28 protein-coding genes are annotated in these 26591 nt (G+C 61.4%); 18 read left to right on the forward strand and 10 right to left on the reverse strand.

Going from position 1 to position 26591, the window contains the following annotated elements; all coding sequences use genetic code 11:
• Positions 1 to 19 precede the first annotated feature (19 nt).
• The gene (locus C8C92_RS05460) at positions 20 to 787 is read right to left on the reverse strand and encodes a ComF family protein (protein ID WP_116743210.1); all 768 of its coding nucleotides are present in this window, start codon (positions 785 to 787) and stop codon (positions 20 to 22) included.
• A gap of 84 nt (positions 788 to 871) precedes the next feature.
• Between C8C92_RS05460 and C8C92_RS05465 the strand changes: the two genes are divergently transcribed.
• From C8C92_RS05465 to C8C92_RS05490, 7 genes are all read left to right on the forward strand, one after another.
• Positions 872 to 1768 (forward strand): methyltransferase domain-containing protein, encoded by an 897-nt coding sequence (locus tag C8C92_RS05465; RefSeq protein WP_116743211.1) that lies wholly within the window; start codon positions 872 to 874, stop codon positions 1766 to 1768.
• 464 nt (positions 1769 to 2232) lie between these two features.
• Positions 2233 to 3441 carry a cytochrome c oxidase subunit II gene (coxB, locus tag C8C92_RS05470; RefSeq protein ID WP_099760639.1) on the forward strand — a complete coding sequence of 403 codons (1209 nt, stop codon included), beginning with the start codon at positions 2233 to 2235 and terminating at the stop codon, positions 3439 to 3441.
• A 13-nt stretch (positions 3442 to 3454) separates the two neighbouring features.
• Positions 3455 to 5047: a cytochrome c oxidase subunit I gene (gene ctaD, locus C8C92_RS05475; RefSeq protein ID WP_071079424.1), complete on the forward strand. Its 1593-nt coding sequence runs from the start codon at positions 3455 to 3457 to the stop codon at positions 5045 to 5047.
• A 51-nt stretch (positions 5048 to 5098) separates the two neighbouring features.
• The gene (locus tag C8C92_RS27700; RefSeq protein WP_217494223.1) at positions 5099 to 5215 is read left to right on the forward strand and encodes a cytochrome oxidase small assembly protein; all 117 of its coding nucleotides are present in this window, start codon (positions 5099 to 5101) and stop codon (positions 5213 to 5215) included.
• Between the two features lies 1 nt (position 5216).
• Positions 5217 to 5789, forward strand: coding sequence for a cytochrome c oxidase assembly protein (locus tag C8C92_RS05480; RefSeq protein WP_081344910.1), 573 nt, complete (start codon positions 5217 to 5219; stop codon positions 5787 to 5789).
• 9 nt (positions 5790 to 5798) lie between these two features.
• Positions 5799 to 6005: a DUF2970 domain-containing protein gene (locus C8C92_RS05485; RefSeq protein ID WP_116743212.1), complete on the forward strand. Its 207-nt coding sequence runs from the start codon at positions 5799 to 5801 to the stop codon at positions 6003 to 6005.
• 40 nt (positions 6006 to 6045) lie between these two features.
• Positions 6046 to 6906: a cytochrome c oxidase subunit 3 gene (locus tag C8C92_RS05490; RefSeq protein ID WP_116743213.1), complete on the forward strand. Its 861-nt coding sequence runs from the start codon at positions 6046 to 6048 to the stop codon at positions 6904 to 6906.
• Positions 6907 to 7135: 229 nt separating this feature from the next.
• Here C8C92_RS05490 and C8C92_RS05495 read toward each other — a convergent pair whose 3' ends face one another.
• Positions 7136 to 7336, reverse strand: a complete 201-nt coding sequence (locus C8C92_RS05495) for a twin transmembrane helix small protein (protein ID WP_116743214.1) — start codon at positions 7334 to 7336, stop codon at positions 7136 to 7138.
• Between the two features lie 36 nt (positions 7337 to 7372).
• Between C8C92_RS05495 and C8C92_RS05500 the strand changes: the two genes are divergently transcribed.
• The 6 genes from C8C92_RS05500 to C8C92_RS05525 are packed head-to-tail and all read left to right on the forward strand — an operon-like array spanning position 7373 to position 12547.
• Entirely contained in the window at positions 7373 to 8131 is a 759-nt protein-coding gene (locus C8C92_RS05500; protein WP_116743215.1) for an SURF1 family protein, read from the forward strand.
• The gene (locus C8C92_RS05505; protein WP_099760635.1) at positions 8112 to 8741 is read left to right on the forward strand and encodes a cytochrome C oxidase subunit I; all 630 of its coding nucleotides are present in this window, start codon (positions 8112 to 8114) and stop codon (positions 8739 to 8741) included. The genes C8C92_RS05500 and C8C92_RS05505 overlap by 20 nt, the downstream gene beginning before the upstream one ends.
• 18 nt (positions 8742 to 8759) lie before the next feature.
• The gene (locus C8C92_RS05510; RefSeq protein ID WP_116745855.1) at positions 8760 to 9935 is read left to right on the forward strand and encodes a COX15/CtaA family protein; all 1176 of its coding nucleotides are present in this window, start codon (positions 8760 to 8762) and stop codon (positions 9933 to 9935) included.
• A complete protein-coding gene (cyoE, locus tag C8C92_RS05515) occupies positions 9936 to 10835 on the forward strand; it encodes a heme o synthase (RefSeq protein ID WP_099760634.1) in 900 nt (299 codons plus the stop codon). It abuts the gene before it with no gap.
• Complete coding sequence (locus C8C92_RS05520) at positions 10832 to 11425, forward strand: SCO family protein (protein ID WP_116743216.1); 594 nt, start codon at positions 10832 to 10834, stop codon at positions 11423 to 11425. The genes cyoE and C8C92_RS05520 overlap by 4 nt, the downstream gene beginning before the upstream one ends.
• Before the next feature lie 42 nt (positions 11426 to 11467).
• Positions 11468 to 12547, forward strand: a complete 1080-nt coding sequence (locus tag C8C92_RS05525) for an AI-2E family transporter (RefSeq protein ID WP_116743217.1) — start codon at positions 11468 to 11470, stop codon at positions 12545 to 12547.
• On the opposite strand, the gene C8C92_RS05530 is transcribed toward C8C92_RS05525, so the two are convergent.
• The 3 genes from C8C92_RS05530 to nhaR all read right to left on the reverse strand — a co-directional run bounded on the left by C8C92_RS05530 (position 12544) and on the right by nhaR (position 16376).
• Positions 12544 to 13884: a hemolysin family protein gene (locus C8C92_RS05530; RefSeq protein ID WP_116743218.1), complete on the reverse strand. Its 1341-nt coding sequence runs from the start codon at positions 13882 to 13884 to the stop codon at positions 12544 to 12546. The genes C8C92_RS05525 and C8C92_RS05530 overlap by 4 nt on opposite strands.
• Before the next feature lie 118 nt (positions 13885 to 14002).
• Complete coding sequence (locus tag C8C92_RS05535) at positions 14003 to 15337, reverse strand: MFS transporter (protein ID WP_116743219.1); 1335 nt, start codon at positions 15335 to 15337, stop codon at positions 14003 to 14005.
• Between the two features lie 124 nt (positions 15338 to 15461).
• On the reverse strand, positions 15462 to 16376 hold the full coding sequence (gene nhaR / locus C8C92_RS05540; RefSeq protein ID WP_099760630.1) for a transcriptional activator NhaR: 915 nt from the start codon (positions 16374 to 16376) through the stop codon (positions 15462 to 15464).
• A 115-nt stretch (positions 16377 to 16491) separates the two neighbouring features.
• Here nhaR and C8C92_RS05545 point away from each other — a divergent pair, with 115 nt between their 5' ends.
• The 5 genes from C8C92_RS05545 to C8C92_RS05565 all read left to right on the forward strand — a co-directional run bounded on the left by C8C92_RS05545 (position 16492) and on the right by C8C92_RS05565 (position 19954).
• The gene (locus tag C8C92_RS05545; protein ID WP_099760629.1) at positions 16492 to 17565 is read left to right on the forward strand and encodes a DUF475 domain-containing protein; all 1074 of its coding nucleotides are present in this window, start codon (positions 16492 to 16494) and stop codon (positions 17563 to 17565) included.
• A 131-nt stretch (positions 17566 to 17696) separates the two neighbouring features.
• Positions 17697 to 18272, forward strand: a complete 576-nt coding sequence (locus C8C92_RS05550; RefSeq protein ID WP_071079413.1) for a TerD family protein — start codon at positions 17697 to 17699, stop codon at positions 18270 to 18272.
• A gap of 72 nt (positions 18273 to 18344) precedes the next feature.
• Positions 18345 to 19040 carry a TIGR00266 family protein gene (locus tag C8C92_RS05555; RefSeq protein ID WP_116743220.1) on the forward strand — a complete coding sequence of 232 codons (696 nt, stop codon included), beginning with the start codon at positions 18345 to 18347 and terminating at the stop codon, positions 19038 to 19040.
• A 34-nt stretch (positions 19041 to 19074) separates the two neighbouring features.
• Positions 19075 to 19656: a TerD family protein gene (locus C8C92_RS05560; protein WP_099760627.1), complete on the forward strand. Its 582-nt coding sequence runs from the start codon at positions 19075 to 19077 to the stop codon at positions 19654 to 19656.
• Between the two features lie 79 nt (positions 19657 to 19735).
• On the forward strand, positions 19736 to 19954 hold the full coding sequence (locus tag C8C92_RS05565) for a hypothetical protein (protein ID WP_034784905.1): 219 nt from the start codon (positions 19736 to 19738) through the stop codon (positions 19952 to 19954).
• An 85-nt stretch (positions 19955 to 20039) separates the two neighbouring features.
• Here C8C92_RS05565 and C8C92_RS05570 read toward each other — a convergent pair whose 3' ends face one another.
• The 5 genes from C8C92_RS05570 to C8C92_RS05590 all read right to left on the reverse strand — a co-directional run bounded on the left by C8C92_RS05570 (position 20040) and on the right by C8C92_RS05590 (position 26531).
• Positions 20040 to 21692 (reverse strand): patatin-like phospholipase family protein, encoded by a 1653-nt coding sequence (locus tag C8C92_RS05570; RefSeq protein WP_099760626.1) that lies wholly within the window; start codon positions 21690 to 21692, stop codon positions 20040 to 20042.
• Positions 21693 to 21764: 72 nt separating this feature from the next.
• Entirely contained in the window at positions 21765 to 24080 is a 2316-nt protein-coding gene (locus C8C92_RS05575) for a type II CAAX endopeptidase family protein (protein WP_116743221.1), read from the reverse strand.
• Positions 24077 to 24802 (reverse strand): ABC transporter ATP-binding protein, encoded by a 726-nt coding sequence (locus tag C8C92_RS05580; protein WP_116743222.1) that lies wholly within the window; start codon positions 24800 to 24802, stop codon positions 24077 to 24079. The genes C8C92_RS05575 and C8C92_RS05580 overlap by 4 nt, the downstream gene beginning before the upstream one ends.
• Before the next feature lie 63 nt (positions 24803 to 24865).
• Positions 24866 to 25705, reverse strand: coding sequence for a DUF3667 domain-containing protein (locus C8C92_RS05585; protein ID WP_243420394.1), 840 nt, complete (start codon positions 25703 to 25705; stop codon positions 24866 to 24868).
• Positions 25706 to 25838: 133 nt separating this feature from the next.
• Positions 25839 to 26531 carry a helix-turn-helix transcriptional regulator gene (locus tag C8C92_RS05590; protein WP_099760623.1) on the reverse strand — a complete coding sequence of 231 codons (693 nt, stop codon included), beginning with the start codon at positions 26529 to 26531 and terminating at the stop codon, positions 25839 to 25841.
• Positions 26532 to 26591 lie beyond the last annotated feature (60 nt).

Genomic DNA, 26591 nt, shown 5'->3' on the forward strand with positions numbered 1-26591 from the left:
TCTCCTTATATAAGTGATGCTAGCGTGGCGGCGTGCGCGCCACCACTAATATGCTGACCCTGGCCGCGCCCGCGCTCTTGCAGACCGCCGCCAGGGCGTTAACGGTATGGCCGCTGCTCATCACGTCGTCGACGATGCCCACGTGACACCCTTGCAACAACGCCCCGTATTCGGGCGCGATGGCGAACGCGTGCGCCAGGTTGGCTCGCCGTTCCTGCGGCGCCACGCTGCTTTGCGCCCGCGTGTCGCGCACGCGCAGCGCCAGGCGGGGCTGCAAAGGGACGTCCAGCAGGCGCGCCAGTGGGCGCGCGATTTCCAGCGCCTGGTTAAAGCCCCGTTCGGCCAGCCGGGCCGGGCCCAGCGGGACTGGGCACAGCAGTTGCGGCGCTTCCCACGTTTGTTGTTGCTGAATGGCAACATGCAGCAGTTCTGCCAACAGCGGTGCCAGCGCCAGGCGCGCGCCGAATTTCAGCTGCAGCAGCAACTGGTCGACGGGCGCCGCATAATCAAACGCCGTGACGGTGGCGTCATACGCGGGCCGCTGGCGCACACAGCGTCCGCACAGCAGCGCCACCTCGATGTCCGCGAGCGGATTGGCGCACTGGCGGCAGCGGGGGCGCAGTTGCCCCCGTCCTTGCCCCAGATACTGCGCGCGGCAGGGCGAACACAGCACTTGCGGGCAGCCGATGCCGCACAGCGCGCATTGCGCTGGCAGCAAGGTGGCGCCCAGCCACTGGCGCAGCGCCTGCCAGGCGGCCTCAAGGCGGGGCTGGGTGGCGGTCCGCATCGCGATGGCGTCGTTCCATGTACACTGCCGACATTATCTCACCTCACCGGTTTCAACATGCCAGTTCCCGCCAATCCACCCAAAATGAGTGCGCCCATCGATGCGGTGCAAGTACGCGATTTCTTTTCCCGTCCCGCGCGCGTCGCGCCGTCCGATTTCCTGCGCCGCGAAGTGTCGGCACGCATGCACGAGCGCCTGGAACTGGTGAAAATCACGCCCTTGCGCGTGCTCGACGCCGGCTGTGGCCCCGGCGCGGACCTGGCGCAGTTGCACAAGGATTATCCCGCCGCGCAGATTATCGGTCTCGATGCAGCGCAAGCGATGATGCAGGCGGCGCGCGCGCCCGCGTCGAAACTGGCCAGCCTGAACCAGTTCCTCAGCAAACTCTTGCCGGCCAAAGCGGGCGTGGATTTGCTGTGTGGCGACCTCGGTGACTTGCCGCTGGCGCAGGGCAGTATCGACCTCGTGTGGTCGAACCTGGCGCTGCACTGGCATGCCCAGCCCGACCGCGTGTTTGCCGAATGGCGGCGCGCGCTGCGCCTCGATGGCTTGCTGATGTTTTCCTGTTTCGGTCCCGACACCTTCCGCGAAGTGCGCGACGCCTTTGCCGAGGCGGATTTATATCCGCATGCCTTGCCTTTTGTCGACATGCACGACTTTGGCGACATGCTGGTCGAGACGGGTTTTTCCACGCCCGTGCTGGACATGGAAATCATTACGGTGACCTACGACACGGCGGAAAAACTGCTGGCGGACGTGCGCGCCTTTGGCGGCAATCCGCTCACCACGCGCCGGCGCGGCCTGATGGGCAAGGCGGCCTGGCAGCGCATGCTGGCCGCGCTGGAAAAGAGGCGCCGTCCCGACGGCAAGCTGGGCCTGAGTTTCGAGGTCATCTATGGTCACGCCTTCCGTCCCGCGCCGCGCGTGACGCGCAATGGGGAAGCCATCATCCGCTTCGATTTGCCGCGCAAACCCAAATAAAACGGCAAAGAAACCGACACTTGGTCGCCATCCGCGCATGGATGTTGCAGCAACCGTTGCAAAGCACGCGGCGGCCAGCAGAAGGGCATGCACAAAGCCGATTATTGCTTGATGGATTCAAGTTTACTTGACTATAATCGTTGACTGTTTGTCAGCTTGCTAAGCCTGAAAAACAAGGGCTGCATACAAAATAAAAAAAACAAAGCAAGACTTATTCGAAGTTACTGCATTAGTATAGTAACCATCTTCCACACGAGGCCATTTCAAGGTGGGGAAGAAAAACAGGGTTCCAGCATGGTTGCGCGCCGCCGTTTTGCTGCCGCAGCCAGCATGGAATTCGCTGGTGCTTGACGCACATGGCCGTATTCTGGCCGTGTTGCTTTCATGGAGGAGCGGCAGCGGTCCAGTACGGAGAAATCCGCAGCCGTTTAAAATATCATTATTTTTGGGTGGTTGGGGAAAACATGACACATGCAAAGCGACTTCAATCGTTGCTGCTCGGGCTGTCTTTGACAGCGTTTGGCATCGGGCGATGGGCCACGGCGGCACCGGCTGCCAGCACCTATCCCGGCACCGGTGGTCCCGTGCCGTTCGAAATGAATCTGCAACCGCCGGCGACGCAGATCGCCCATGAAATCTACGATTTGCACACCCTGATGATGATCATCTGCCTGGTGATCTTCGTGGCCGTGTTCGGCGTCATGTTCTATTCCATCTTCAAGCACCGCAAGTCCCTGGGCCACAAGCCGGCCACCTTCCACGAAAGCACCACCGTCGAGATCGCCTGGACCGTCGTGCCTTTCCTGATCGTCATCGGCATGGCCCTGCCTGCCACGCGCACCGTGGTGGGCATGAAGGACACCTCGAATGCCGACATCACCATCAAGGCCACTGGCATGCAGTGGAAATGGGGCTATGACTACCTGAAAGGCGAGGGCGAAGGCATTTCCTTCCTCTCCAACCTGGCCACGCCGCGCTCGCAAGTGGGCGCGCCTGGCGTGCCGCCGACGGAAAAACGCGGTGAAAACTACCTGATCGAAGTCGATAACGAAGTCGTCGTGCCGGTCAACAAGAAGATCCGCGTGGTGCTGACGGCCAACGACGTCATCCACGCCTGGTCCGTGCCCGCCTTCGGCGTCAAGCAGGATGCGATTCCCGGCTTCGTGCGCGATACCTGGTTCAAGGCCGACCATATCGGCACCTTCCGCGGCAATTGCGCCGAGTTGTGCGGCAAGGAACACGCGTTCATGCCCATCGTCGTCAAGGTCGTCTCGGCAGATGACTACAAGGCCTGGGTTGATGTAAAACAAAAGGAAATGGCGGCATTGGCTGATGATCCAAGCAAGGTGTGGACCATCGATGAATTGAAGGTCAAGGGCGAGAAAGTGTATGCGGCCAACTGCGTGGTCTGCCACCAGGCAACCGGCAAGGGCGTGCCCGGTGCATTTGCGCCGCTGGACGGCTCTGCTCTGGTGAACGGTCCGAAAGCGGAACAGATCCACGTCTTGCTGAACGGGCAAAAGAGCGGCAAGTATCCAGCGGAAATGCCCGCCTGGAAACAGCTGTCCGACACGGAAATTGCCGCAGTGATCACTTACACGCGCAATACCTGGTCGAACAAGGCCGAAGAGAACATCGTTCAACCAGCCGAAGTCGTGGCTGCACGCAAGTAATTAGGAGCCGTACATGAGCACTAGCACTAGCACCTTGGACCACGCCGGTCACGACCATGCCCACGACCACCCGACCGGCTACCGCCGCTGGCTGTTTGCCACCAACCACAAGGATATCGGTACCCTGTACCTGTGGTTCTCGTTCATCATGCTGCTGTCGGGCGGCGTGCTGGCCCTGATGATCCGTACGGAACTGTTTCATCCAGGCTTGCAATTCTTTCACCCTGAATTTTTTAATCAACTGACCACCATGCATGGCCTGGTGATGGTGTTTGGCGCCATCATGCCGGCCTTCGTCGGCTACGCCAACTGGATGATCCCGCTGCAAGTGGGCGCATCCGACATGGCCTTCGCCCGCATGAACAACTTTTCGTTCTGGCTGCTGCCGCCGGCCGCGCTGCTGCTGGCCACGTCCTTCCTCGTGCCGGGCGGCGCCACGGCTGCCGGCTGGACCCTGTATGCACCGCTGTCGACGCAGATGGGCCCCGGCATGGACATGGCGATTTTTGCCATGCACCTGATGGGCGCCTCGTCCATCATGGGCTCGATCAACATCATCGTCACCATCCTGAACATGCGCGCCCCCGGCATGACCCTGATGAAAATGCCGATGTTCTGCTGGACCTGGCTGATTACCGCCTATCTGTTGATCGCCGTCATGCCCGTGCTGGCCGGCGCCATCACGATGACCCTGACGGATCGCCATTTCGGCACGTCCTTCTTTAACGCGGCTGGCGGCGGCGACCCCGTCATGTACCAGCACATCTTCTGGTTCTTCGGCCACCCCGAGGTCTACATCATGATCTTGCCGGCTTTCGGCATCGTCTCGCAGATCCTGCCCGCGTTTGCCCGCAAGCCCTTGTTCGGCTATGCCTCGATGGTCTACGCTACCGCTTCCATTGCGATTCTGTCCTTCATCGTCTGGGCGCACCACATGTTTACCACCGGCATGCCGGTCACCAGCCAGCTGTTCTTCATGTACGCGACCATGCTGATCGCCGTGCCCACGGGCGTGAAAGTGTTCAACTGGATCGCCACGATGTGGAAGGGTTCCATGACGTTCGAGACGCCGATGCTGTTCTCGGTCGGCTTCATCTTCGTGTTTACCATGGGCGGCTTCACGGGCCTGATCCTGGCCGTCACGCCGATCGACATCCAGCTGCAAGATACCTATTATGTGGTGGCGCACTTCCACTACGTGCTGGTGGCCGGTTCGCTGTTCGCCCTGTTCGCCGGTTTCTACTACTGGTCGCCGAAATGGACGGGCCATATGTACAACGAGACGCGCGGCAAGATCCACTTCTGGCTGTCGCTGATCACCTTCAACGTGACCTTCTTCCCGATGCACTTCCTGGGCTTGGCCGGCATGCCGCGCCGCTACGCCGACTATCCGGCGCAGTTCACGGATTTCAATATGATCGCCTCGATCGGCGGCTTCGGCTTTGGCCTGATGCAGGTGTACTTCCTGTTCTTCGTGGTCTTGCCGACCATCCGCGGCGGCAAGGCTGCGCCAGCGAAACCATGGGAAGGCGCGGAAGGCCTGGAATGGACCGTGCCGAGCCCGGCGCCATTCCACACGTTTGAAACGCCGCCAACAGTGAAATGAGGTATCCCGGGCCGGCGTGTTGCGCGGCCCGTCTTGAATAGAGTGCCTGTCATGACCGAAGTGAAAACTGAGCGTAAAAAACCGAACAACCTGCGTACCGGGCTGATCCTGGCCGCCCTGGCGGCCTTCTTCTTCCTGTCCGTATTCGTCAAGCGCATGTGGCTCTGACGTGACGACGCCCCACCAACAGGAAACACGCGGCCTGAACCGCAAGATGCTGGGCAAGCTGATCGTCATTGCTGTGCTGATGTTTGGCTTTGGCTATGCCCTGATTCCCGTCTACAAGCAGATTTGCGAAGTGATGGGCATCAACGTGCTGACGCAAAAAGATGGCACGGTGGCCTACGACAACAATACGCAGGTCGACACCACGCGCAGCATCACCGTCGAGTTCGACGGCAATGCGCAGGGGCCATGGCGCTTCCGCCCGACCGTCTCGAGCATGCAAGTGCATCCGGGCGAACTGGTGACCGTCATGTATGAAGTGGTCAACACGCAAAACCGCGTCGTCAACGCGCAAGCGATTCCCAGCTACGCGCCGCAGAGTGCCACGCCGCATTTCAAGAAGGTCGAGTGCTTCTGCTTCAAGCAGCAGACCTTGAAACCGCACGAAGCGCGGCAGATGCCGGTGGTGTTCTTCCTCGATCCGGCGCTGCCGAAAGAGGTGAAGACTATCACCCTGTCGTACACGTTTTTCGAGATTGCCGGTCTGAGCCAGGCTCAGACGCCGGCCGTCCAATAGGAGAGTGCCGTGACCAAGCCAGACCAGCCGGAAAAAGCGTCGTTCCTGTATTCGCTGCGCGCCGTCGTGTGGTCATTCACGGGTCTGCGCCGCAAGAGCGATTTCGACACGGATTCGGCCAGGCTCAATCCCGTGCACATCGTCATCGCCGGCTTCCTGGTGGTCGCTTGCCTGATCGGCATCCTGATTTCAATTGTTAAATTCGTCGTTTTATAAATTATAAAAAACCACCCTATAAGTTTTTGAGGAGATGATGATGAGTTCCAACCACGCCGCCGTACCTTATTATTTCGTGCCCGGCCCGTCGCGCTGGCCCATGCTGGGCGGCGCCAGTTTGCTGCTGACCATGATCGGTGCCTCGGCCTGGGTCAACGACGTCTCCTGGGGCCCGTACGTGAATTACCTGGGACTGGCCGGCATCCTGCTGGTGCTGTATTTCTGGTTCGGCGACGCCATCCGCGAATCGGAGCAGGGCCTGTACAGCGAGCGCATCGACCACTCGTTTCGCTGGAGCATGAGCTGGTTCATCTTTTCAGAAGTCATGTTCTTCGCCGCCTTCTTCGGCGCCCTGTTCTATGCGCGCAGCATTTCCATGCCGTGGCTGGCCGACCTCGACCACAAGGTGATCTGGCCCGATTTCGCCGCCCAGTGGGGCAATACGGGCCCGGCCGACACGGTGCAGGAATTTACCACCATGACGCCGTTCTGGATTCCAACCATCAACACGGCCTTGCTGCTGCTGTCGGGCGTGACCCTGACCATTTCGCACCACGCGCTGCGCGCCGGCCACCGCGCCATGACGGCGCTGTTCCTGTTCGCCACGATCTTGCTGGGCGCCATCTTCATGGGCTTCCAGGTGTATGAATACATGCACGCCTACAGCGACCTGAACTTGAAACTGACGTCCGGCATCTACGGCGCCACCTTCTACATGCTGACGGGCTTCCACGGCTTCCACGTGACCCTGGGTGCCATCATGTTGTCCGTCATCCTGTACCGCGTGCTGAAAGGCCACTTTACGCCCGAGCACCACTTCGGCTTCGAAGGCGCCGCCTGGTACTGGCACTTTGTCGACGTCGTCTGGCTGGGCCTGTACGTGGTCGTGTATTGGTTATAATGGCGGGGCAGGGCGCGCGCCGTTGAAGGGCGCGCCTGCAGCATGAAAAAAGCCGTACCGGGAGATCCTGGGTACGGCTTTTTTTCTGAGGAATGGATTTTTGCCATAGAGGCAAGAATGTGGATGTCAAACCCGTCGTAAAGCCGGGGTCGGACCCTGACGGGGGAATTCGCCCCAATGGGGCGGATTCCGATCCCGCAGGGACCGACCCCAGTCCTTGCGGTTGGGTTTAGTGTATTCCCGTCGGCTGGATGTAGCCCAGATGATGCGCCAGCAGGATCAGCAAAAACAGGGTGATCGACAAGCCCACGCGCAGGGCCAGCGCGTGCACGGTGCGGTTGCTCTTGCCCTTGTCGCGCATGAGGAAGAACAGGGCCGAGCCCAGGCTGCCCAGGATCAGGATGAAGGCAATGGCAACGAGGATTTTCATGGATGGTAGCGCCCGGCTTGAGGAGGTTTCATTGTAATGCGTATCCGCTTCCATTTTAGATGGATTCCATTTGTTGTAATGCTGCTACTGGTGGCCCTGGGGGTCTCTCTGGCGCAATGGCAGCAGCGCCGTGGCGACGAGAAACTCGCCCGCGCCGCCAAACTCGAAGCGGGCAACCAGGCCGCACCACTGGCTTTGAGCGCCGCGCCCCTGCTGCCGGCCGACGCGCAAGCGATCGAATATCGCAGGATCACCGTCACGGGCCGCTTCGTGCCCGCCTGGACGGTGTACCTGGACAACCGTCCCTACAAGGGCCAGGCCGGTTTCCACGTGCTCACGCCATTCCGGATCGATGGTTCGGCCATGCACGTGCTGGTGGCGCAGGGCTGGCTGCCGCGCAACAATGCCGAGCGCACGCGCATTCCCGATTACACGACACCGGCCGGGACGGTGACGATTTCCGGCATCGCGCGCCTGAACGCGGGTCACGTGATGGAACTGGGCACGGCGCCGGCCCTGGCGCCGCACGCCATCGTGCAAAATGCCGATATCACCCAGCTGGCACAGGCCAGCGGCCTGGCCTTGCAGCCCCTTATCCTCGAACAAACAGTCGCCGTAGTTGATCGGACTGCAACGGCGCCAGCGTCCAGCCAGCTTCCCGTGCGCGACTGGCCGGCGCCCGACCTGGGCGCCGACAAGCACCGCGGCTATGCCTTCCAGTGGTATGCACTGGCACTGATGGCTTTTTTATTTTTTGTCTTTACAGGATTTCGACGTGCAAACAAACAACCCTGAAGCAACGCAAGACAGCTCCAATAAACAGGCACAAAATACGGGACGCTGGAAACTGCTGGCCGTGGTGGCCGTGTGCGCGTTTCCCATCATCGCCTCGTATTTCACGTATTACATCATCAAGCCCACGGGCCGCAACAACTATGGCGCCCTGATCGATCCGCGTTTGCATCCGATACCCGAAGCCCAGCTGCAGGTGACGGAACTCGATGGCAAGGCGGCGCCATTGGCGCAATTCAAGGGCAAGTGGGTGCTGCTGCAAACGGGCCCATCCGATTGCCAGGAAGCGTGCAAGAAGCAATTGTTTGACATGCAACAACTGCGCCTCATGCAAGGCAAGGAACGCGAACGCCTGGAACGGGTCTGGCTGGTGACGGATGCACAGCCGCTCGACACCCTCGTGATGCGCGAATTCGACGGTACCAGCATGCTGCGCGTGAATAACGACGCCCTGAAAGCGTGGCTGCCCGTGGAGGCGGGTGGCCAGACCAGCGACCATTTGTATTTGATCGACCCGCTGGGCAATCTGATGATGCGCTTCCCGAAAGACGCGGATCCGAACAAGATCAAGAAAGACATCGCCAAGCTGCTCAAAGCTTCGGCGATCGGTTGAGGAGTCTGCATGCCGACGATGCATCTCTCCGCGCTGGCCCAGTTGGGCTTGACAGGTTTGCTGGTGGCGCTGCTGCCGCTGACCATGGTGTGGGTGTCCGCGGACGCCAATAAATACCGCAAGCTGGTGTGGATCGCCGTCTTTTTGACGGTCGACCTGATCATGTTTGGCGGCTTTACGCGGCTGTCCGATTCCGGCCTCGGTTGCCCGGACTGGCCCGGCTGCTATGGCTCGGCCAATCCTTTCCTCGCGCACGAGCACATCGTGGCAGCCGAAACCCTGATGCCGACGGGACCCGTCACGGTGGTCAAGGCGTGGATCGAAATGACGCACCGCTACCTGGCCATGGCCATTGGCGTCTTGATCGTGGCGATGATGGTGCAGGCGTGGCGCCAGTGGCGCAAAAGCCGCCGCGCGGAATTCGCCCCGGCGCTGCCGACGGCGCTGTTCCTGTTTGTCTGCCTGCAAGGCGCGTTCGGCGCCTGGACCGTGACCCTGAAGCTGCAACCGGTGATCGTCACCATCCACTTGCTGCTGGGCATGGGTTTACTGGCCATGCTGACGTTGCTGGGTGGGCGACAGGATCATGCCGTGAAACCCCTGTTGCGCGCCGATGCGGATGCGTCCGTGCTGCGCCCCGTGCGCGCGCTGGCCGTCATGTCGCTGGTGCTGCTCACCGTGCAGATCGCGCTGGGCGGCTGGGTGAGCACCAACTACGCCACCCTGGCCTGCACGGATTTCCCCCTGTGCGGCGGCAAAGTCATTCCAGAGATGGATTTCGAACATGGTTTCCATCTGTGGCGCGAGCTGGGCAAGACGGCTGCCGGCCATTACTTGCCGTTTTCCGCGCTGACGGCCATCCACTGGGTGCACCGCAATTTCGCCTTCATCGTGGCAGCTGGCATCGGCTACACCGTGTTTCGCGCATGGAAACTGCCATCCCTGCGCGGCACGGCGCGCTGGGTCGCGCTGGTGCTGGCCCTGCAGGCGGCCACGGGCCTGGCGACCATTTACCTGAGCTGGCCATTGTCGATTGCCGTGCTGCATAACGGCGGGGCGGCGCTGCTCGTGTTATTGCTGACCATGTTAAACTACAAGGCTAAATTCCAACTCGATGTTGCGCGCACTGTTCAGCGCGCTTGCGCCTCCGCGCCAGTGCCCCCGGCACCAGCCAGTCCTTCCCGTACCGCATAAATGACTACTCAGACCATCAGCCGTAAACCCTCCCCCCGCATCGCCCAGTACTGGGCGCTGACCAAGCCGCGCGTGACGCAACTGGCCGTGTTTTGCGCCGTCATCGGCATGTTCCTGGCCAGCGAGGAGTTGCCGGACTGGCGCGCGGTGGTGTTCGGCACCATCGGCATCTGGCTGCTGGCCGGTGCCGCGTTTGCCGTCAACTGCCTGGCCGAGCGCGAAATCGATGCGCGCATGGCCCGCACGGCGCGCCGCCCGATGGCCATGGGCGACATCACGGTGAAACAGACGGTGGTGTTCGCGCTGGTGATCGGCGGCCTGGGCATGGCGATTCTGTATTACCTCGTCAATCCGCTGACCATGTGGCTGACCTTTGTGACCTTTGTCGGCTATGCCCTGATCTACACCATGGTGCTGAAACCGGCCACGCCACAGAACATCGTCATCGGCGGCCTGTCCGGCGCCATGCCACCCGCGCTGGGCTGGGCCGCCGTCGCCAACGACGTGCCGATGCAGGCGTGGCTGCTGGTCCTGATCATTTTTGTGTGGACGCCGCCGCACTTTTGGGCGCTGGCCATGTACCGGCGCGACGATTACGCGCGCTCGGGCTTGCCCATGCTGCCCGTCACGCACGGCATGCAATTCACGCAATTTCACGTCTGGCTGTACTCGATCGCGCTGGCCGCCACCACCTTGCTGCCGTTTGCCGTGCGCATGAGCGGCCTGATCTACCTGGCCTCGGCCGTGGTGCTCAACGCCGGCTTCCTGTATTACGCGTGGAAAATGTACCGCCACTACACGGATTTGATCGCGCGCAAAGCCTTTACGTTTTCCATCATTTACCTGGCATTGCTGTTCGCGGCCTTGCTGGTCGACCACTACATTCCCCTCGGCACATGAAAAAAACCCTGACCCTGTTGTTGGCGGCCGCCCTGGTCGCCGTCCTGGCCGGCTGCGGCAAGCCTGCCGCACCGAAGCTGGAATTCAAGAACACGGACGTGACTGGCCTCGGCTATGCGCGCGAGTTCGCGCTGACGGACCATACGGGCCACCCGCGCACCCTGGCCGATTACAAGGGCAAGCTGGTGCTGATGTTCTTCGGCTACACGCAATGCCCGGATGTGTGTCCGACCACCATGGCCGACATGGCGCAGGTGATGCAGGCAATGGGCCCGCAGGCGGAGCAGGTGCAAGTGCTGTTCGTCACCGTCGACCCCGAGCGCGACACGCAAGCCTTGCTGGCGCAGTACGTACCCGCCTTCGACAAGCGCTTCGTCGGCCTGTATGGCGACGCGGCCGCGACGGCCAAGGTAGCCAAGGAATTCAAGGTGTATTACGCCAAGGTCGAGGGCGAAACGGATAGCAGCTATACGGTCGACCACACGGCCGGCACCTATGTGTTCGACCGCGAAGGCAAGATCCGCCTGTTCGTGCGCCACGGCGAAAAACCTGCCGCCATCGCGCACGATCTTAAACTTCTGCTATCCTGACCCGGTCGCGCCCCCGGGCGCCATCTTCAGGATTTGCAGTACATGGACAAACGTTTCGAGCCCCACGCCCGCCTGGCAGCCATCATTTTCTTGCTGATCGGCTGCTTTTTCGTCTTGCGGCCCTTCCTGGCCGCCATGCTGTTTGCCGCCTGCGTGGGCATTTCCAGCTGGCCCCTGTACCTGCTGCTGCTCGAGCGCCTGAAAGGCCGGCGCAACTGGGCGGCCGCCATCATGACCCTGTCCCTGGTGCTGGTCATCGTGCTGCCGCTGGCCCTCGTCACCTACAACCTGGCCGACAATGTCTCGCGCATCTATGAACAGTTGCGCACGGCGCTGGAATCGGGCGGCCTGCATCCGCCGGCCTGGCTGGCCAGCATTCCCGTGGTGGGCGAAAGCATCGACGGTTATCTGCAGCGTCTGCTGGAAGACCGCGAGGAATTATTGAATTTGGGTAAGACCATGCTGGAGCCGGCGCGCCATTTCCTCGCTTCCGGCGGCATCCTGCTGGGTACGGGGCTGGCGCAGACCAGCCTGGCCGTGTTTGTCAGCTTCTTCCTCTACCGCGATGGCCAGCAACTGAGCCGTGCCTTGATGACGGGCGCCGGCCGCATCATTGGCGACAGCGCCCCGGGCGTGGGCCTGACCATCAGCCGCACCGTGCGCGGCGTCATGTACGGCTTGCTGGGCACGGCGTTGGCGCAGGCGCTGGTGGCGGTGATCGGCTTTTTGATCGCCGGCGTGCCCGCCGTGGCGCTCTTGGGCGTGGCCACCTTCTTCTTTTCGCTGATCCCCGTGGGCCCGCCCCTGATCTGGGGCGGCGCCGCCATTTGGCTGTTCAATGACGGCCAGACGGGCTGGGGCATCTTCATGCTGGTGTGGGGCGGTCTGCTGATCAGCGGCGTGGATAACGTGGTCAAACCCATGCTGATCAGCCGCGGCAGTAGCCTGCCGTTTTTGCTGGTGCTGCTGGGCGTGCTGGGTGGCGTGCTGGCCTTTGGCTTCGTCGGCATTTTTATTGGCCCGACCTTGCTGGCGGTGTTGTACAGCTTGCTGCAAACGTGGACGGTGGGCGAGACCACCATGCCACAGGGCAAAGATACGCTTACCTTGAAAAAAGACTAATCCCTTAAGTCCGCATCGAGATCGCGTTCCTGTTTCGGGATCACCTTGAGCAGCACGATGCGGGGCCCGTTCATCTTCTTGACGACGATGTCGAAGTCGACAAAGGTGATACGCTGGCCCTGCTTCGGGATATCCCCCAGCTTGACCATGATCAAGCCGCCCACCGATTCCACGTCGTCCAGCCCCAGTTCTTCGTTTTCAATATCGATGCCGAGGATGCGCTCGAGCGAGAAGATGGGCAGGCTGGCCTTGCCGATCAGGGTGCCGTCGTTTTGCTTGAGCCAGTCGTTTTCATTGCGGCGGAATTCATCGCGGATTTCGCCGACCATGGCGCCGAGCAAGTTATCCAAGGTGATGAAACCCAGCGGGCGCTTGCCCTTCTCGCCGATCAGGGCGAAGTGGGGCGCGCCGTCGCGGAAGCGGCGGAACAGTTCCAGCGCCGGCGTGCGCGCGGAAATGATGTCCACCGGACGCAAGAACGGCGTGAGCGAGGTGATGGGCTTGCCCGCCTGCTGGGCAAAGAACAGGTCTTTCAAGTGCACCACGCCCAGCACGTCGTCTTCATTCGTGTCGAAATACGGATAGCGGCTGAAGCGGTTGCGCAGCACCGTGTCGAGGTTTTCTTCCACGCTGTTTGACGCGTACAGGGCGATCACTTCATTGATCGGGCGCATCAGGTCCGACACCGTCATTTGTTCGAAATCGAGCGATTGCGCCAGGATGTTGCGCTCGTCGCGCGTAAATTTTTCGCCCGGCTGGCTGGTGCGCAGGATCAGTTTCAGCTCATCGGAGGAATAATGCGCATCGTGGCCGCCCTTGCCGGACAGGCCCGCCATGCGCAGCACCCAGTTGGCGCTGGCGTTGAGCAGGTAGATGGCCGGATACATGGCCCAATAGAAACCATACAGGGGAATCGCGCTCCACAGGCCGACGGCTTCCGGGTTGCGGATGGCCATCGATTTGGGCGCCAGTTCACCCACGACGATGTGCAGGAAGGAAATCACGCTGAAGGCCAGCACGAAGGAAATGCCGTGTATCAGTTCTTGCGAGGTGAGGCCGATGACGCTAAACAGCGGTTCGAGCAGGCCGGCAAAGGCCGGTTCGCCGACCCAGCCCAGTCCCAGCGACGCCAGCGTGATGCCCAGCTGACAGGCGGACAGGTAGGCGTCCAGCTGGCCATGCACCTTGGCCAGGATGCTGCCCCGTAGTCCCTGCGTCTTGGCGATGGCGCGGATGCGCGTGCGGCGCAAGGTGACAATGCCAAACTCGGCGGCAACAAAAAAACCATTCAGCGCGACCAGGAAAAAGGCTAGCAGGACAAGCAAGACGTTGTGCATGGGGTGCAAAAAGATGGGCTGTTAAAACGTCATCTTAAACGACGAAGGGCGGCATAGCCTAATTTTGCCGCGCACGCCGCCATTGCAGGCGCGCGTGCGGCGGGTTTTTTACGCTGCTTCAGCCCTTGGCCGCCGTTTGCGGTCCGCCGCGCATGGCAAAGACCATGACGGCCGAGACGATGGCGGGGATGGCAACGACGAGGAAAATCGTGCTGTTGGGCCAGTTCAGGCGGATCAGCTCGCCACCGAGCACGGGGCCGATGATGGAGCCGATGCGCCCGATGCCCAGGCTCCAGCCGATGCCCGTCGAGCGCAAGGTGGTCGGGTAGTAGCTGGCCGCCAGAGCGTTGACGGCCGGCTGGCCGCCGACCACGCAAAAGCCCGCGATGAAAATCGTGATGAAGAGGAAGGCCAGCGATACGTCGGGACGGCCGATCAGGGCAATGGCGACTGCGGCAACGAGGAAGCACGGCAACAGGATGCGGCGGAAGCTGGAACGGTCGATCAGCTGGCCCATGACGAGGGTGCCGATGGTGCCGCCCACTTGCAGGGCCGTGCCGGCCAGCACGGCGTTGGCCGTGGACAGGCCCGCTTCCTTGGCGATCGTCGGCAGCCAGTTGGACAGGAAATACAAATTCAGCAAGTTCATGAAGTTGATGACCCACAACAAGATCGTCATCTTCGCGCGGCCGTCCGTAAACAATTGCAGCACGGGCGCGCCCTTGTGTTCCTTTTCATGCACGACGTATTGCGTGTCGGCCGTGATGCTCACCGTCGGGTCGATGCGTTTCAACCACTGCGCCACCTTGTCCAGCTTGCGTTTCTTCAATACCAGGAATTGCATCGATTCCGGCAGCAGGAAGAACATCAGCACGCCGATCACCAGCGGTACCACGCCGCCCACGTAAAACACGGATTGCCAGCCGAAGGCGGGAATCAGCGCGGCAGACAGCAGCCCACCGAGCACGGCGCCCAGCGTAAAGCCGCACGAGACCAGCATCATCAGGGTGACTTTCTTGCGCAGGGGGCTGTATTCGCCGGCCAGCGCCATGGCGTTCGGCATCACGGCGCCCAGGCCCAGGCCCGTGATGAAACGGATCAGCTGCAATTGCTCGATGTTCGTCGCCAGCGGCGTGACCAGCATGCACAGCGAAAAGAAGATGGTCGAGCCGATCAGCACGGGGCGGCGGCCGAACTTGTCGGCCGTGATGCTGAAGACGAGCGAGCCGACCAGCATGCCCAGCAAGCCCGCGCCAAACACGGGGCCCAGGTTGGCCTTGCTGACGTGCCAGTCGGCAATGATGGCGGGCGCCACATAGCCCATCGCCTGTACATCGAAGCCATCCATGATGACGCATAGCCCGCACAGTATCAGCATGCCGATCTGGAAGGAGCCGATCTTGTTGTTATTGATGAGATCGGGAATATCGATCGTCTTGCCTGCCGTGGACATGGTGCCGCTCCTGTTTTTTTATGGTGGTCGCGCCCTTCCGGCGAGGGACAGGCGCGTGTTTGTCTCAGGCTTCATTACAATCGCTTTTGATTGATTATTCAAACGTTATTTTCGAATGGATTTATCAGGTTTCCTTGTGAATCTTCGGGTGACTCCGGATGGCCGCCAGGATCACGTCCAGCGCCGGGTGCATAATCTTGCGCTCGTTCGAAATCACATAAAACTGTTCGCGCAGGGACGAGGCGTCACCGACCAGGATGGCGCCGAATTGCTCCTCGATATCGGCCGCCAGGCTGGCGGACGCGAAAAACAGGCCCAGGCCCTTGCGGCCAAACGCGTTGAGCATGGCGTTATCCTCGAATTCACCGACCACGTCGGGGCGCACGCCTTGCTGCACCATCCATTCGTCTATGCGCCCGCGCAGTGCGTTATTGCGCGCGGGCAGTAAAAAGGGGGCGCCGTGCAGGCTATGCGGGAAATTGTCGCGGTATTGTTCGGCCAGCGCGGGGATGGCGAACAGCTTCATGGCGCTTTCTCCCCACAGGTGGCTGGAGACGCGCAGGCTGGCGCCGGCCGGCACGGCGCGGTCCGTCAACACCAGGTCCAGCTTGTGCAGGGCCAGGTCGGCCAGCAAGGACTCGAATTCATCTTCCAGGCACACAAGCTTGACGGGCTTGTCCAGGCTGCGCGTGGCGTCGAGCATGCGGTAGGCCATCAGTTTCGGCAAGGAATCGGAAATGCCCACCGTCAGGCGCATCTTTTCCGCATCCGTGTCGGCCAGCGCTTCCTGCATCTGTTCGCCCAGCAAAAAAATCTGGTCCGCGTAGCCGAGCGCCAGCCGGCCCGCTTCCGTCGGCACCAGGCGCCGTCCCTGCGGCTGCAGCAGGGATCTGCCCAGTTCCTTTTCCAGCAGGGCCAGCTGGGTGCTGATGGTTTGCACGGCCAGTCCCAGGCGCTCGGCCGCGCGCGTCACGCCGCCTTCCTTGGCGACCACCCAAAAGAAGTACAAATGGCGGTAATTGAAGCCGGTGGTTTTCATCGTGTGGGCCTATCTTCTGTTTTTACGAAGTAATACTTCCATTATCTTCTATTTTTAAATGTGTCACATGTCCTTATACTACGTTCCATTGAATTTGGATAACGGGGAACTATCGATGAAACATTTCAGAGTGTCATTTCTAGTGACATTTATCTGCCTGTGCATTTCTGCCTGGTGGGGTTATACGCACGGTGGCGTGTCGACCATGCTGTCGGCATTGGGCATCGCGGTGATCCTGAGCGTGATGGAAGTCTCGCTGTCGTTTGACAACGCGGTGGTCAACGCTTCGGTGCTGAAGAACTGGGACAAGTTCTGGCAGAACCTGTTCCTCGGCGTGGGCATCATCATCGCCGTGTTCGGTATGCGTCTGCTGTTCCCGCTGGTCATCGTGGCGCAAGCGGCCGATCTGGGCTTGCTGGAAGTATGGAATCTGGCCCTGAGCAATCCGGAACAGTATTCGATGCACCTGACGAATCACCACGCGGAAGTGGCGGCTTTCGGCGGCATCTTCCTGCTGCTGGTGTTCCTGAACTTCCTGCTGGACTCGGAAAAAGAAACGCACTGGCTGGGCCGTATTGAAGAAAAACTGGGCGCGCTGGGCAAGATCTCGTCAATTTCCGTGATGGTTGCGCTGGGTACCCTGATGGCCAGCCTGTCGATGATCGACGAAGGCCAGAAACTGGTGGTACTGACGGCCGGCCTGTGGGGTATTTTGACCTACGTGGGCGTCGATGTGATCAGCGGCTTGCTGGAAGGCGATAACGGCGACGGCAACATGGGCGACATCATCAAGCGCGGCGGTATCGGCGGCTTCCTGTACCTGGAAGTGCTCGATGCATCGTTCAGCTTTGACGGCGTGATCGGCGCGTTTGCCATCACCAAGGATGTCGTGATCATCATGCTGGGCCTGGCAATCGGCGCGATGTTCGTGCGTTCGATGACGGTGTTCCTGGTGCGCAAGGGCACGCTCGACGAGTTCGTTTATCTGGAGCACGGCGCGCACTATGCGATCGGTATCCTGGCCGTGATCATGTTGGTCAGCATGAAGTTCCACATTCCCGAGATCTTCACGGGTCTGATTGGGGTGGCTTTCATTCTCGCCTCGCTGTGGTCGTCGATCCGCTACAAGCGCAGGATGGCCCTCGAAGAAGGCCAGACGCAAGCGCTGGAGCAGGTCAAGGCAGTGTAAAGAATGCGCGACAAACGACTACACCCGTTTGTCGGCAAGTTGTAGCAAGCGTCGCCGCCGGCCTGGGGAGTCAGGCCGGTGGAGGGCGCCAGGTGTTTGGTCATACACAACCCACATAGGAGAAATACATCATGGCAATCAGTCTGCAAAAAGGCGGCAACGTCAACCTGAGCAAAGAAGCCCCTGGCATTTCGAAGATGATCATCGGCCTGGGCTGGGATGCCCGCGCCACCGACGGCGCCGCATTCGACATCGACGGCTCGATCTTCCTGCTGAAGGCCGACGGCAAGGTTCGCGCCGACGTCGACATGATTTTTTACAACAACCTGAAATCGAGCGACGGTTCCGTCACCCACTCGGGCGACAACACCACCGGCGCTGGCGATGGCGATGATGAAACCGTCATCGTCGACCTGGCCACGGTGCCAGCCGAGATCGACAAGATCGCCGTCTGCGTGACGATTCACGATGCCGAAGCGCGCAAGCAAAACTTTGGTATGGTATCGAAGGCGTACGTGCGTTGCGTGAATGCCAACGGCAACACGGAAATCGCCCGCTTCGACCTGTCGGAAGACGGTTCGGCGGAAACGGCCATGGTCTTCGGTGAAATCTACCGCAATGGCGCCGATTGGAAATTCAAGGCCATCGGCCAGGGCTACAAGGGCGGCCTGGGCCCATTAGCTGCCTCGTTCGGCGTCGGCGTATAAGTTGTAAGCAGTCAAGGCGGTCTGCAGTGTGGACCGTCCCCATCATTATCTAGTTGAGGAAGGAATAGTCAGATGCCAGTTTTTAGTATTACAGGGGATGTCGACCCGTTCCTGCATGTGTCGCTTGCCAAGGGCGAGAAGATTTATTGCGAATCCAATGCGATGGTGATGATGGAAACCAATCTTGAGCTGAAAGGCAAGATGACTGGCGGCATAGGCGCTGCGCTGATGCGCACCTTTGCCAACGGGGAATCGTTCTTTCAGCAGCATATCGAGGCCATGCGGGGCGACGGCGATTGTCTGCTGTCGCCTACATTGCCCGGCGCGATGCGGGTGCTGGATGTGGGCACCCAGCAATACATGATCAGCGACGGCGCCTTCGTGGCGGCCAGTGCTGGCGTGGAATTGAAGGTGCGCACGCAAAGCCTTGGCAATGCGCTGTTTGCCCAGAGCGGTGGTTTTTTCATCACCGAGACGGCAGGCAGTGGCCAGTTGGCGGTCTCCGGTTTTGGCGCGATGTCGATACTGGAAGTGACGCCTGGCAAGGACGTGGTGATCGATAACTCGCACGTCGTGTGCTGGGATAACCGCTTGCAATACGAGATTTCCATGACGACCGGCAGCAGCGGCGGCTTTCTGGGTAACCTGATCAATAGCCAGACCAGCGGCGAGGGCGTAGTACTGAAATTTTCAGGCACGGGAAAAATCCTCGTGTGCTCGCGCAACCGCGCAGCCTTCCTCGCCTGGACCCAAAGCAAGCCGGCGTAATCAAGCAGTAACCAACCTAACAGGAGCTATGCGTATGTCTGTCAATTTGAGCAAAGGCCAGAAGATTTCTCTGGATAAAGAAGCTGGTGCCACCCTGACCCGTATCACCATGGGCCTGGGCTGGGATGCGGTCAAGACCAAGGGTTTCCTCGGCTTCGGTTCGAAGACCGAAGCCGTCGACCTGGATGCCTCGTGCGTCATGTTCGATGAGAACAAGAGCACGTCCGACATCGTCTGGTTCCGCCAGCTGAAAAGCAAGGACGGCAGTGTCGTTCACACGGGCGACAACCGCACGGGCGCGGGCGATGGCGACGACGAACAGATCAATGTCGATCTGTCGAAAGTGCCGGCGCACGTGAAAAGCCTGGTCTTCACCGTCAACAGCTTTACTGGACAGAACTTCTCGCAGGTGGAAAACGCCTATTGCCGCATCTTGAATGCCAGCAATAACCAGGAAGTCGCGCGTTTCAACCTGTCTGTGCAAGGTTCCCACACGGCACAGATCATGGCCAGGCTGTACCGCCATAACGGCGAATGGAAGATGCACGCCATCGGTGAAAACGGCAACGGTCGCACGTTTGACGACTTAATGCCGCAGATTACCGTGCATCTATAAGGAGCAGTACGCAGCGGGCGGGGGACGGACCGGATACCGGCCCTTGTCCGCTGCTCTAAGTTTAGGAGAGTATGTCGTGATGCGATTGCTGATAGCCTTGCTACTTCCGTGTCTCACGTTTTTCATGCTGGGGCGCCCGCTGGCCGGTGCCGCCGCCTTGATCTTGCAGTGCACTGTGATCGGCTGGGCGCCGGCGGCCCTGTGGGCCCTGTACACGGTGAACCAGCATAAAACGGAGCAGGAACTGGAAGGTGCGTTAAGCCGCAGCTACATGCGCAGGCGTAGTCGCTTGATTTAAGGTCGATTGATTTAAATCAGCCGGGCGCCAGGAATCCTTGCGCTAAAGCCCGCACGAGCGATCGTGCGGGCTTTTTTGTGCGCGCTCACTTCTTGCAGCGTATCGGCACGTTCACGGAATTACCGTCCGAACTTAAGTTGCGGTACTGTAAATCTTCGCTTTCAATGGCGAAGCGCGGCACGGCGTGCACATAGCGCTGCTTGCAGACGGTATCGTCATTGATCAGCTGGCCCGCCAGCATGTAGTCGCACAGGGCGAAGCGCGATTCTTCGTCGTCGAGGATCAGCACGCGCGCGGCGCTGTACAGGGCCGCTTGCAAGACGTCCGGGCTGCAGTTTTCCGGGCCCGTCAGCTTCAGATGGGTTTTTGTTTGCGTGGCCATGCGTTGCAGCTTGACGAGGGCGGCGCGCTCTTCCTTGCGCGCGCCATCGACTTGCGCATCGCCGCTGGACAGGCGCAGCGCCAGCGAGGCGATCTGGTCGATGGAAATATGCCAGGCAAAGCCTTCCAGCCGCGTGCGGATCTGGCCGGGCAAGGGATCGGCCGCATCGACTTCGCAGCGGTACTGGCCCAGATGGGGCCGGCACAGCACGGGAATGGCAAAGGCCGAGGTGCGCTTGCCCTTGACGAATTTCTGGCTCAGGTCGCCGAAGTTTTCATGCGTGATGGTGTCGAAGCGGGCTTGCCCAAAGCCCATCTTGACGAGGTTTTCCTTGCGCTGGCGTGAAAACAGGGCGTCGACGGCATCGTAGATATTCTTGTTGAAGATGCGGTCCAGTGGCTGGCGCTCGTCCGACATCTTTTCGAACACGGCGCTGGAATTGGGCGCGTTGGCATCGATGGCAATGAGGATGAAGGGCTTGCTGTTCAAGCGCGGCGGCACGATGGCCATGTCGTTGCCGTACAGCTGCGTCAGGGCCACGTCCCACAGGGTTTCCACGCCCAGGTTGTCGGCCGCGCCGCCGTCGAACAGGTGCACATAGGACGGCGATTCGCGCGATTCGGAACCGAGTTCCGGCACGAAACTGTTTTTCGGGCGGAAACGCTCGAAAGTGACGGAATCGAACACGCCGGGAAAGGCGGCCGAGGTGGCCACGGCCGTGGCCAGGCGGATATTCTGGATCGGCGAATGCAGGGTGCCGTAAAAATACTCATAGGAAAACACCACGCGCTTGCCGCCATCGGTGGCGTCCGTCGCGTTGGCCAGGAAAATGGGGCCGTCATGCGGCAAGTCCTGGTAGGTTTTCTTGTCGTACAGCACATCGTCCAGCACGTCGGACAGGAACGAGGTGCGCGTCTTGTTCGTCAACAACATCGTCGTCAGGTTGGCCGGTTTCAAAATGGTCTGGCCGAAGAAATCCGTTTTGAGTTTGCTGCGCAGCAAGGGCCAGTCCGTCTGCTTGCCATGCAGCGCGTAGTAGCCGCCCGCGATGGCGCCGCCCGACACGCCGGAGATGGCCGAGGCGCCGCTGACGAGGCCGAACTCTTCCAGCTGCTCCAGCGAGGCGGCCGAGAAATTGGCGGCGCGGCTGCCGCCGCCGGACAGGGCGATGCCGATGAAGTGGTCGCTGGGCATGGGATTCTGGATGCGCGCCTTGGGCGCGTCGATGCGCAGGCGCGGGGTTTCCTGTACGGCAAACGTGCGGTTTTCGATGCCGCTGTTGGGGCGCAGGGCGAGTACCGTGCAGCCGCTCAGCAGCGCAGCGAGGATAAATGGGACGAACAAGCGTGGATGCATGCGTGATCTGTGCGTAGTCAGGGGTTGGGATACGGACGGAAACGTGTGCGATTCTAGCAAACCCTGCAACAATCACCTATTCAGCTGGTAGCCGAGCATGGCGGCGTTGTACAGCGCGTGGACGAGCATGGGCGCCAGCAGCGCGCCGCTGCGCTCATAGGCATAACCCGCGCACACGCCCAGCACGAAGACGGGCAGCATGGCGGCGGGGGGATGCACGATGGCAAACAGCGCGGCGGCGATGCCGATCGCTTGCCAGGCCGTCAGTGAGCGGCGCAAGCCGCCCTGCAGCAAGCCGCGAAAGATGAATTCCTCGTACAGGGGCGCGGCCAGCACGCCCACGGCCAGCAGCCACAGCGCGTCTCCATTGATCTGTATCAATGGAGACGCGGCAGGCGGCAGCAGGGCCGCGCAGCCGATGCCGAACAGGACCGCGACACAGGCGCCCGCGCATCCCCGGCGCCACGGCTGGTGGCCTTGTCCGATGCGCGGAACGCCGGCCGTCCTGGCGCGCCAGTAGACGAGGCGCAGCAGCGCATACGTGAACGCACCGGCCGCGCCGAAGGCGATGGCCAGCTGCGCCAGCGGCGCCGTACTGGTGCCTTTGAGCAGGATCAAGGCCAGTGTTTGCAGAATGAAAAACAGCATGGCGGCGATCAGGCCGTCGGCCGCCGCTATGCGGGCCGGCGGCGAAGCGGCGGGATCGAGCAGATAGGGCAGCGCATCGCGCGCCTTTTGCCACAGGGCCACGGTCAACGCGCCCGTGAACACGATAAACACCAGTTGCTGCGCCACGCTGCCGGCGGCCAGGGCGGCGAGGTACAAGCCGGTGAGCAGCAAATACAGGTACATATAGGTGGGGCGTATCTTCGCCGTCGCTTCGCTGGCCAGCGGGTCGCTGGCAAACACGCCCAACGCCACGGCGATCAGCGAATACAAGGGGATGCCGGCCAGGGCCAGCAGCATCAGGCCCGCCGTTTGCCACGACCAGGTGGGCAGCCAGGCCAGCGCCACGCCGAACAGGACCAATGGATACAGCAGGGCCAGCACGGCCCACAATTGCGCCTTTTGCCGCAGCGCCTGCTCGATGGAAACAGGAAACGTGTACAGCAGCCACAGCGCGCCACCTTCCTTGTTCAGGGTCTGGAAGGCCGACATCATCAGCACATAGCTGCCGAGGAAAAAGCCGGTCGATGCCAGCAGGGCGGGGCTGGCCAGCAGCGCGTGCAGGTCGCGCGCCTGGCCCGTAAACAAGGCTTGCCCGCCGAGGATCAGCAGGGGCATCAGCATGGTTTGCACGAGAAAATTACGGTCGCGCAAGAGTAACGTCAGCTCGCGCCGCTGGATCACCGTGCCGATGCGGGCGCGCCACCGCTGCGTGGGTGCCGCTGCCGGCTTGCGCGCCGCTTCCCGCTGGCCCGCGCCGACCACGCCGTGGCGCAACTGGCGGCGCAGCATCGCCATGCCCAGCAGCATCAACAGCAGCGTTTGTGCCAGCAGCAGGATAGCGGGCAGCAAGGCGGCCACGCCATCGGCATTGAGCAAGCGCACCAGCAGGCCCGGCGGCGTCCAGTGGCTCCAGACGGGCATGGCGGCCGCCCAGCCATGGGCGAAGCCGCCCGTGCCCATGCCGAAAGACATGCCCATATACATGGGAAACAGGCCCGCCAGCGAGATCACTGCCTGCAAGTTGCCCAGCCTGGATGGCGTGAGCGACAGGCGCAAGCCCGTGTCGACCAGGGTGCGCAGCATGGCGGCCAGGGCCAGCAGGACCAGGCTGACGAACAGGCCGGACAGTGGCGACAGCCAGCCCTGGCCCGAGTACCAGGCGATCACGGTCGTGCTGGGCCACAGGGCCAGCAAGCCGGCCGGATTGACGAGCGTGCGTTCGAGCACGCGCGCCCACAGCAAGGTGCTTTTCTCGGCGGGCAGGGTGACCAGCCATTCCAGGTCCCAATCCGGCTTCGATAGTTCTCCCATGCCCAGCGGCAGCAGGACGCTGACCAGCCACAACAGCGCCAGTTGCAGGGTCAGGCCGCCCACCAGTGCCGGGCTGAACGGCGTAGCCATCAGTTGCGCGATGACGGGGTCGAGCAAATGGCTGCCCGTGTGCAGGCTGCCGCGCGCCTGGCAGGCGGCGACCTGGTCCAGCAAACAATGCATGTTCAGCACGCTGTGGCGGGCGATGCTGCCGAAGGAAAACAGCATGGGCAGCAAGAGCAGCGCGCCCAGCAGCCAGCGTCCGCCACGCTTGCCCCGCGTGGCGGGGCGGCTTTTACTGTTTTTCTTGAAGGAAAGCCCCCGGCCGCTGACGTTGAGCAGGCGCTGCAGGCGCAAGCGGGTCAGCAGCCAGACGGCGCGCCAGGCAGAGGGCGGCGTCGCTGTCATGTGGTTTCATCGGTGAGTTGCAAGAAGAGCTCTTCCAGGCTGCCGTCGCTGGACAGCTGCTGGCGGATATCGTCCAGGCTGCCCGTGGCGACCAGGGCACCGCGGTGGATGATGGCGACCCGGCTGCACAGCTTTTGCGCCATATCGAGCAAATGCGTGGAAACGAAGATGGTGGTGCCGGCGGCGGCGCGGCGCAGCAAGCGTTCCTGCACGTCGCGCGAGGCACGCGGGTCGAGGCCGTTGATCGGCTCGTCGAGGATCAGCACGGCCGGATCGTGGATCAGCGCGCAAGCCAGGCCCAGTTTTTTCTTCATGCCCAGCGAGTAATTGACGGCGAAATCCTCGCTCGCTTCATCCAGGCCGAACTCCGTCAACAGGCGCGCGGCGCGGGCGGCCGCTTCCGCGCGCGTAAAACCATGCATTTCAGCGACGAATTGCAGGATTTCACGGCCCCGCAAATAATCGTAAAAGATCGGGTTGTCGGGCAGGTAGCCCACCTTGCGCTTGACGGCGGCACCGTCGCGGTGGCAATCGAGGCCATCGACCAGCACGCGGCCGCTGCTGGGCACCAGGATGCCCATCAGCATGCGGATGGTGGTGGTTTTTCCCGCCCCGTTCGGACCCAGGAAGCCGAAGACTTCACCTTTACCCACTTGCAAGGTCAGCGGCTTGACGGCCTCGAACGTGCCGTACTGTTTGGACAAGCCTTCAAAGGCAATCATCGTGCATCCCAAAAAAGATAGCGTGCAGGATGATAGCCCGAGACGGCGCCGCCGGCGCGTCCCTTAATGTCGCAGCATGACGCCGATGGCAATGCAGGCCAGGATCGCCAGGCTCATGGCGATGCCGTAGGCTGCCATCAATACCAGCCAGCGGCAGATGGTGGCGAGTTTGCCGCTTCGGTACACGCGCCACATGGCCCAGGGCAGATAGGCCAGCAGCCAGGCGCCAAGCGCAAGGCGGATGATGTTGACGGGGATCAAGGTCATCAGCGCCATCGTGATGAAGGCGAAGGCATTCGTATGCAGCGCGAACAGGAAATGTTCGCCATAGCGCCGTCCGCTGCCCAGGTAAAGGATTTTCAGGAACAGGGCGAACAGCGGCATCAGGCAAAACATGGCGTACGGCGCGTAATGGTAAAAGCTGTCCACCACGAGTTTTTGTTTCTCGGCCGTAGGTAGTTGCTCGAAGTCTTGCCATTGCTGCGGCAGCGTGGGTGTCTGGCCCAAGATGCTGACCTGCATGGCCGATGACTTGTTTGCCGCAATTTGCGGGGTGCCATGGGCGCTCATTTGGGCTTGCTGGCCATGGACGGTGAGGAATACGGCGGGGCTGCTGAACTTGAGGATGGCAAAGAACAGGATGCTGAAGGTCAGGTAGACGCGCAGCGGCTCGACGTAGCGCACGCGGCGTCCCGCGATGTATTCATTGCTCAGTGCGCCAGGACGGAACAGCAGCAAGGCCAGGGTACGCCAGAGCTTGCCTTCGAGCGCCACATAATGGGCGACAAATTCATGCAGGAATTCGCGTGCGCTGGGCATGTGCAGGGTCGTCGTCTGGCCGCAGGCGCTGCAGAAGTTGCCTGGCGCATCGGTATTGCAGTTATGGCAGGTGCTGGATGACACTGTTTTCAAGATGAACTCTTTCCATGGCCAAAAAATGATCGCTCAAGGGCGCAGCCTATGATGAATGAAAAGAATGATAAAAGCACATTTTTATCTTTTTCGTTGCTTCCGAGATACAAAAAGGCTGCGCCGTTCAGCCTCCACCAAAGGAGGCCAGCAGGCGCCGTTCACCGGCTGGCGTGAGGCGCAGGGCGCGGCTGTCGAGTTCGCGTTCGGCCCAGCGCTGGCGCAGGGCCAGTTGCAGGATGGCGGTACCCAGCGCGCCGCCCAGGTGGGCACGCCGCTCGCTCCAGTCCAGGCAGGCACAGGCGAAGCGGCGGCGCTGCTTGTGTAATTGCGGCACGTCGATGCCCAGCGCCGCCATGCCGGCCGCGCCCGCTTCCGACAGGCGATATTCTCCTTCATCGTCGAGCAGCCAGCCTTGGGCGAGCAACTGGTCGTGCACGGTGACAGCCACCGTGCCGGCCATGTGGTCGTAGCAAGTGCGCGCCTGGCGCAGGCGGTCGGGCGTGGAGGGCGAAAAGGGCGTCGCCGGCACGCCGGCCACCACCAGCAGCGCTTCCAGCGCTCGCGCCACCTCCGTGCTGGCCAGGCGGTAATAGCGGTGCTTGCCCTGCGCCACCATCGACAGCAAACCATCGTCGCGCAAGCGGCTCAGATGGGCGCTGGCCGTCGAGGCGCCCACTTCGGCCAGCGTGGCCAATTCCGTCGCCGTGCGCGCATGGCCGTCGAGCAAGCTGCACAGCATGCGCGCGCGGGCCGGTTCGGCGATGGCGCCGGCCAGTTGCGCCAGACCCATGTCGGCCGAAGGAAGTTTGTCATCCATGATTCGTTCGTGGGCGAAGTGTTGTGGTGGAAGGACCAGCATACTCGTGTCCCTACCTCA

It is taken from the genome of Janthinobacterium sp. 78 (assembly GCF_003096775.1).
Lineage (GTDB): Bacteria > Pseudomonadota > Gammaproteobacteria > Burkholderiales > Burkholderiaceae_D > Janthinobacterium > Janthinobacterium tructae.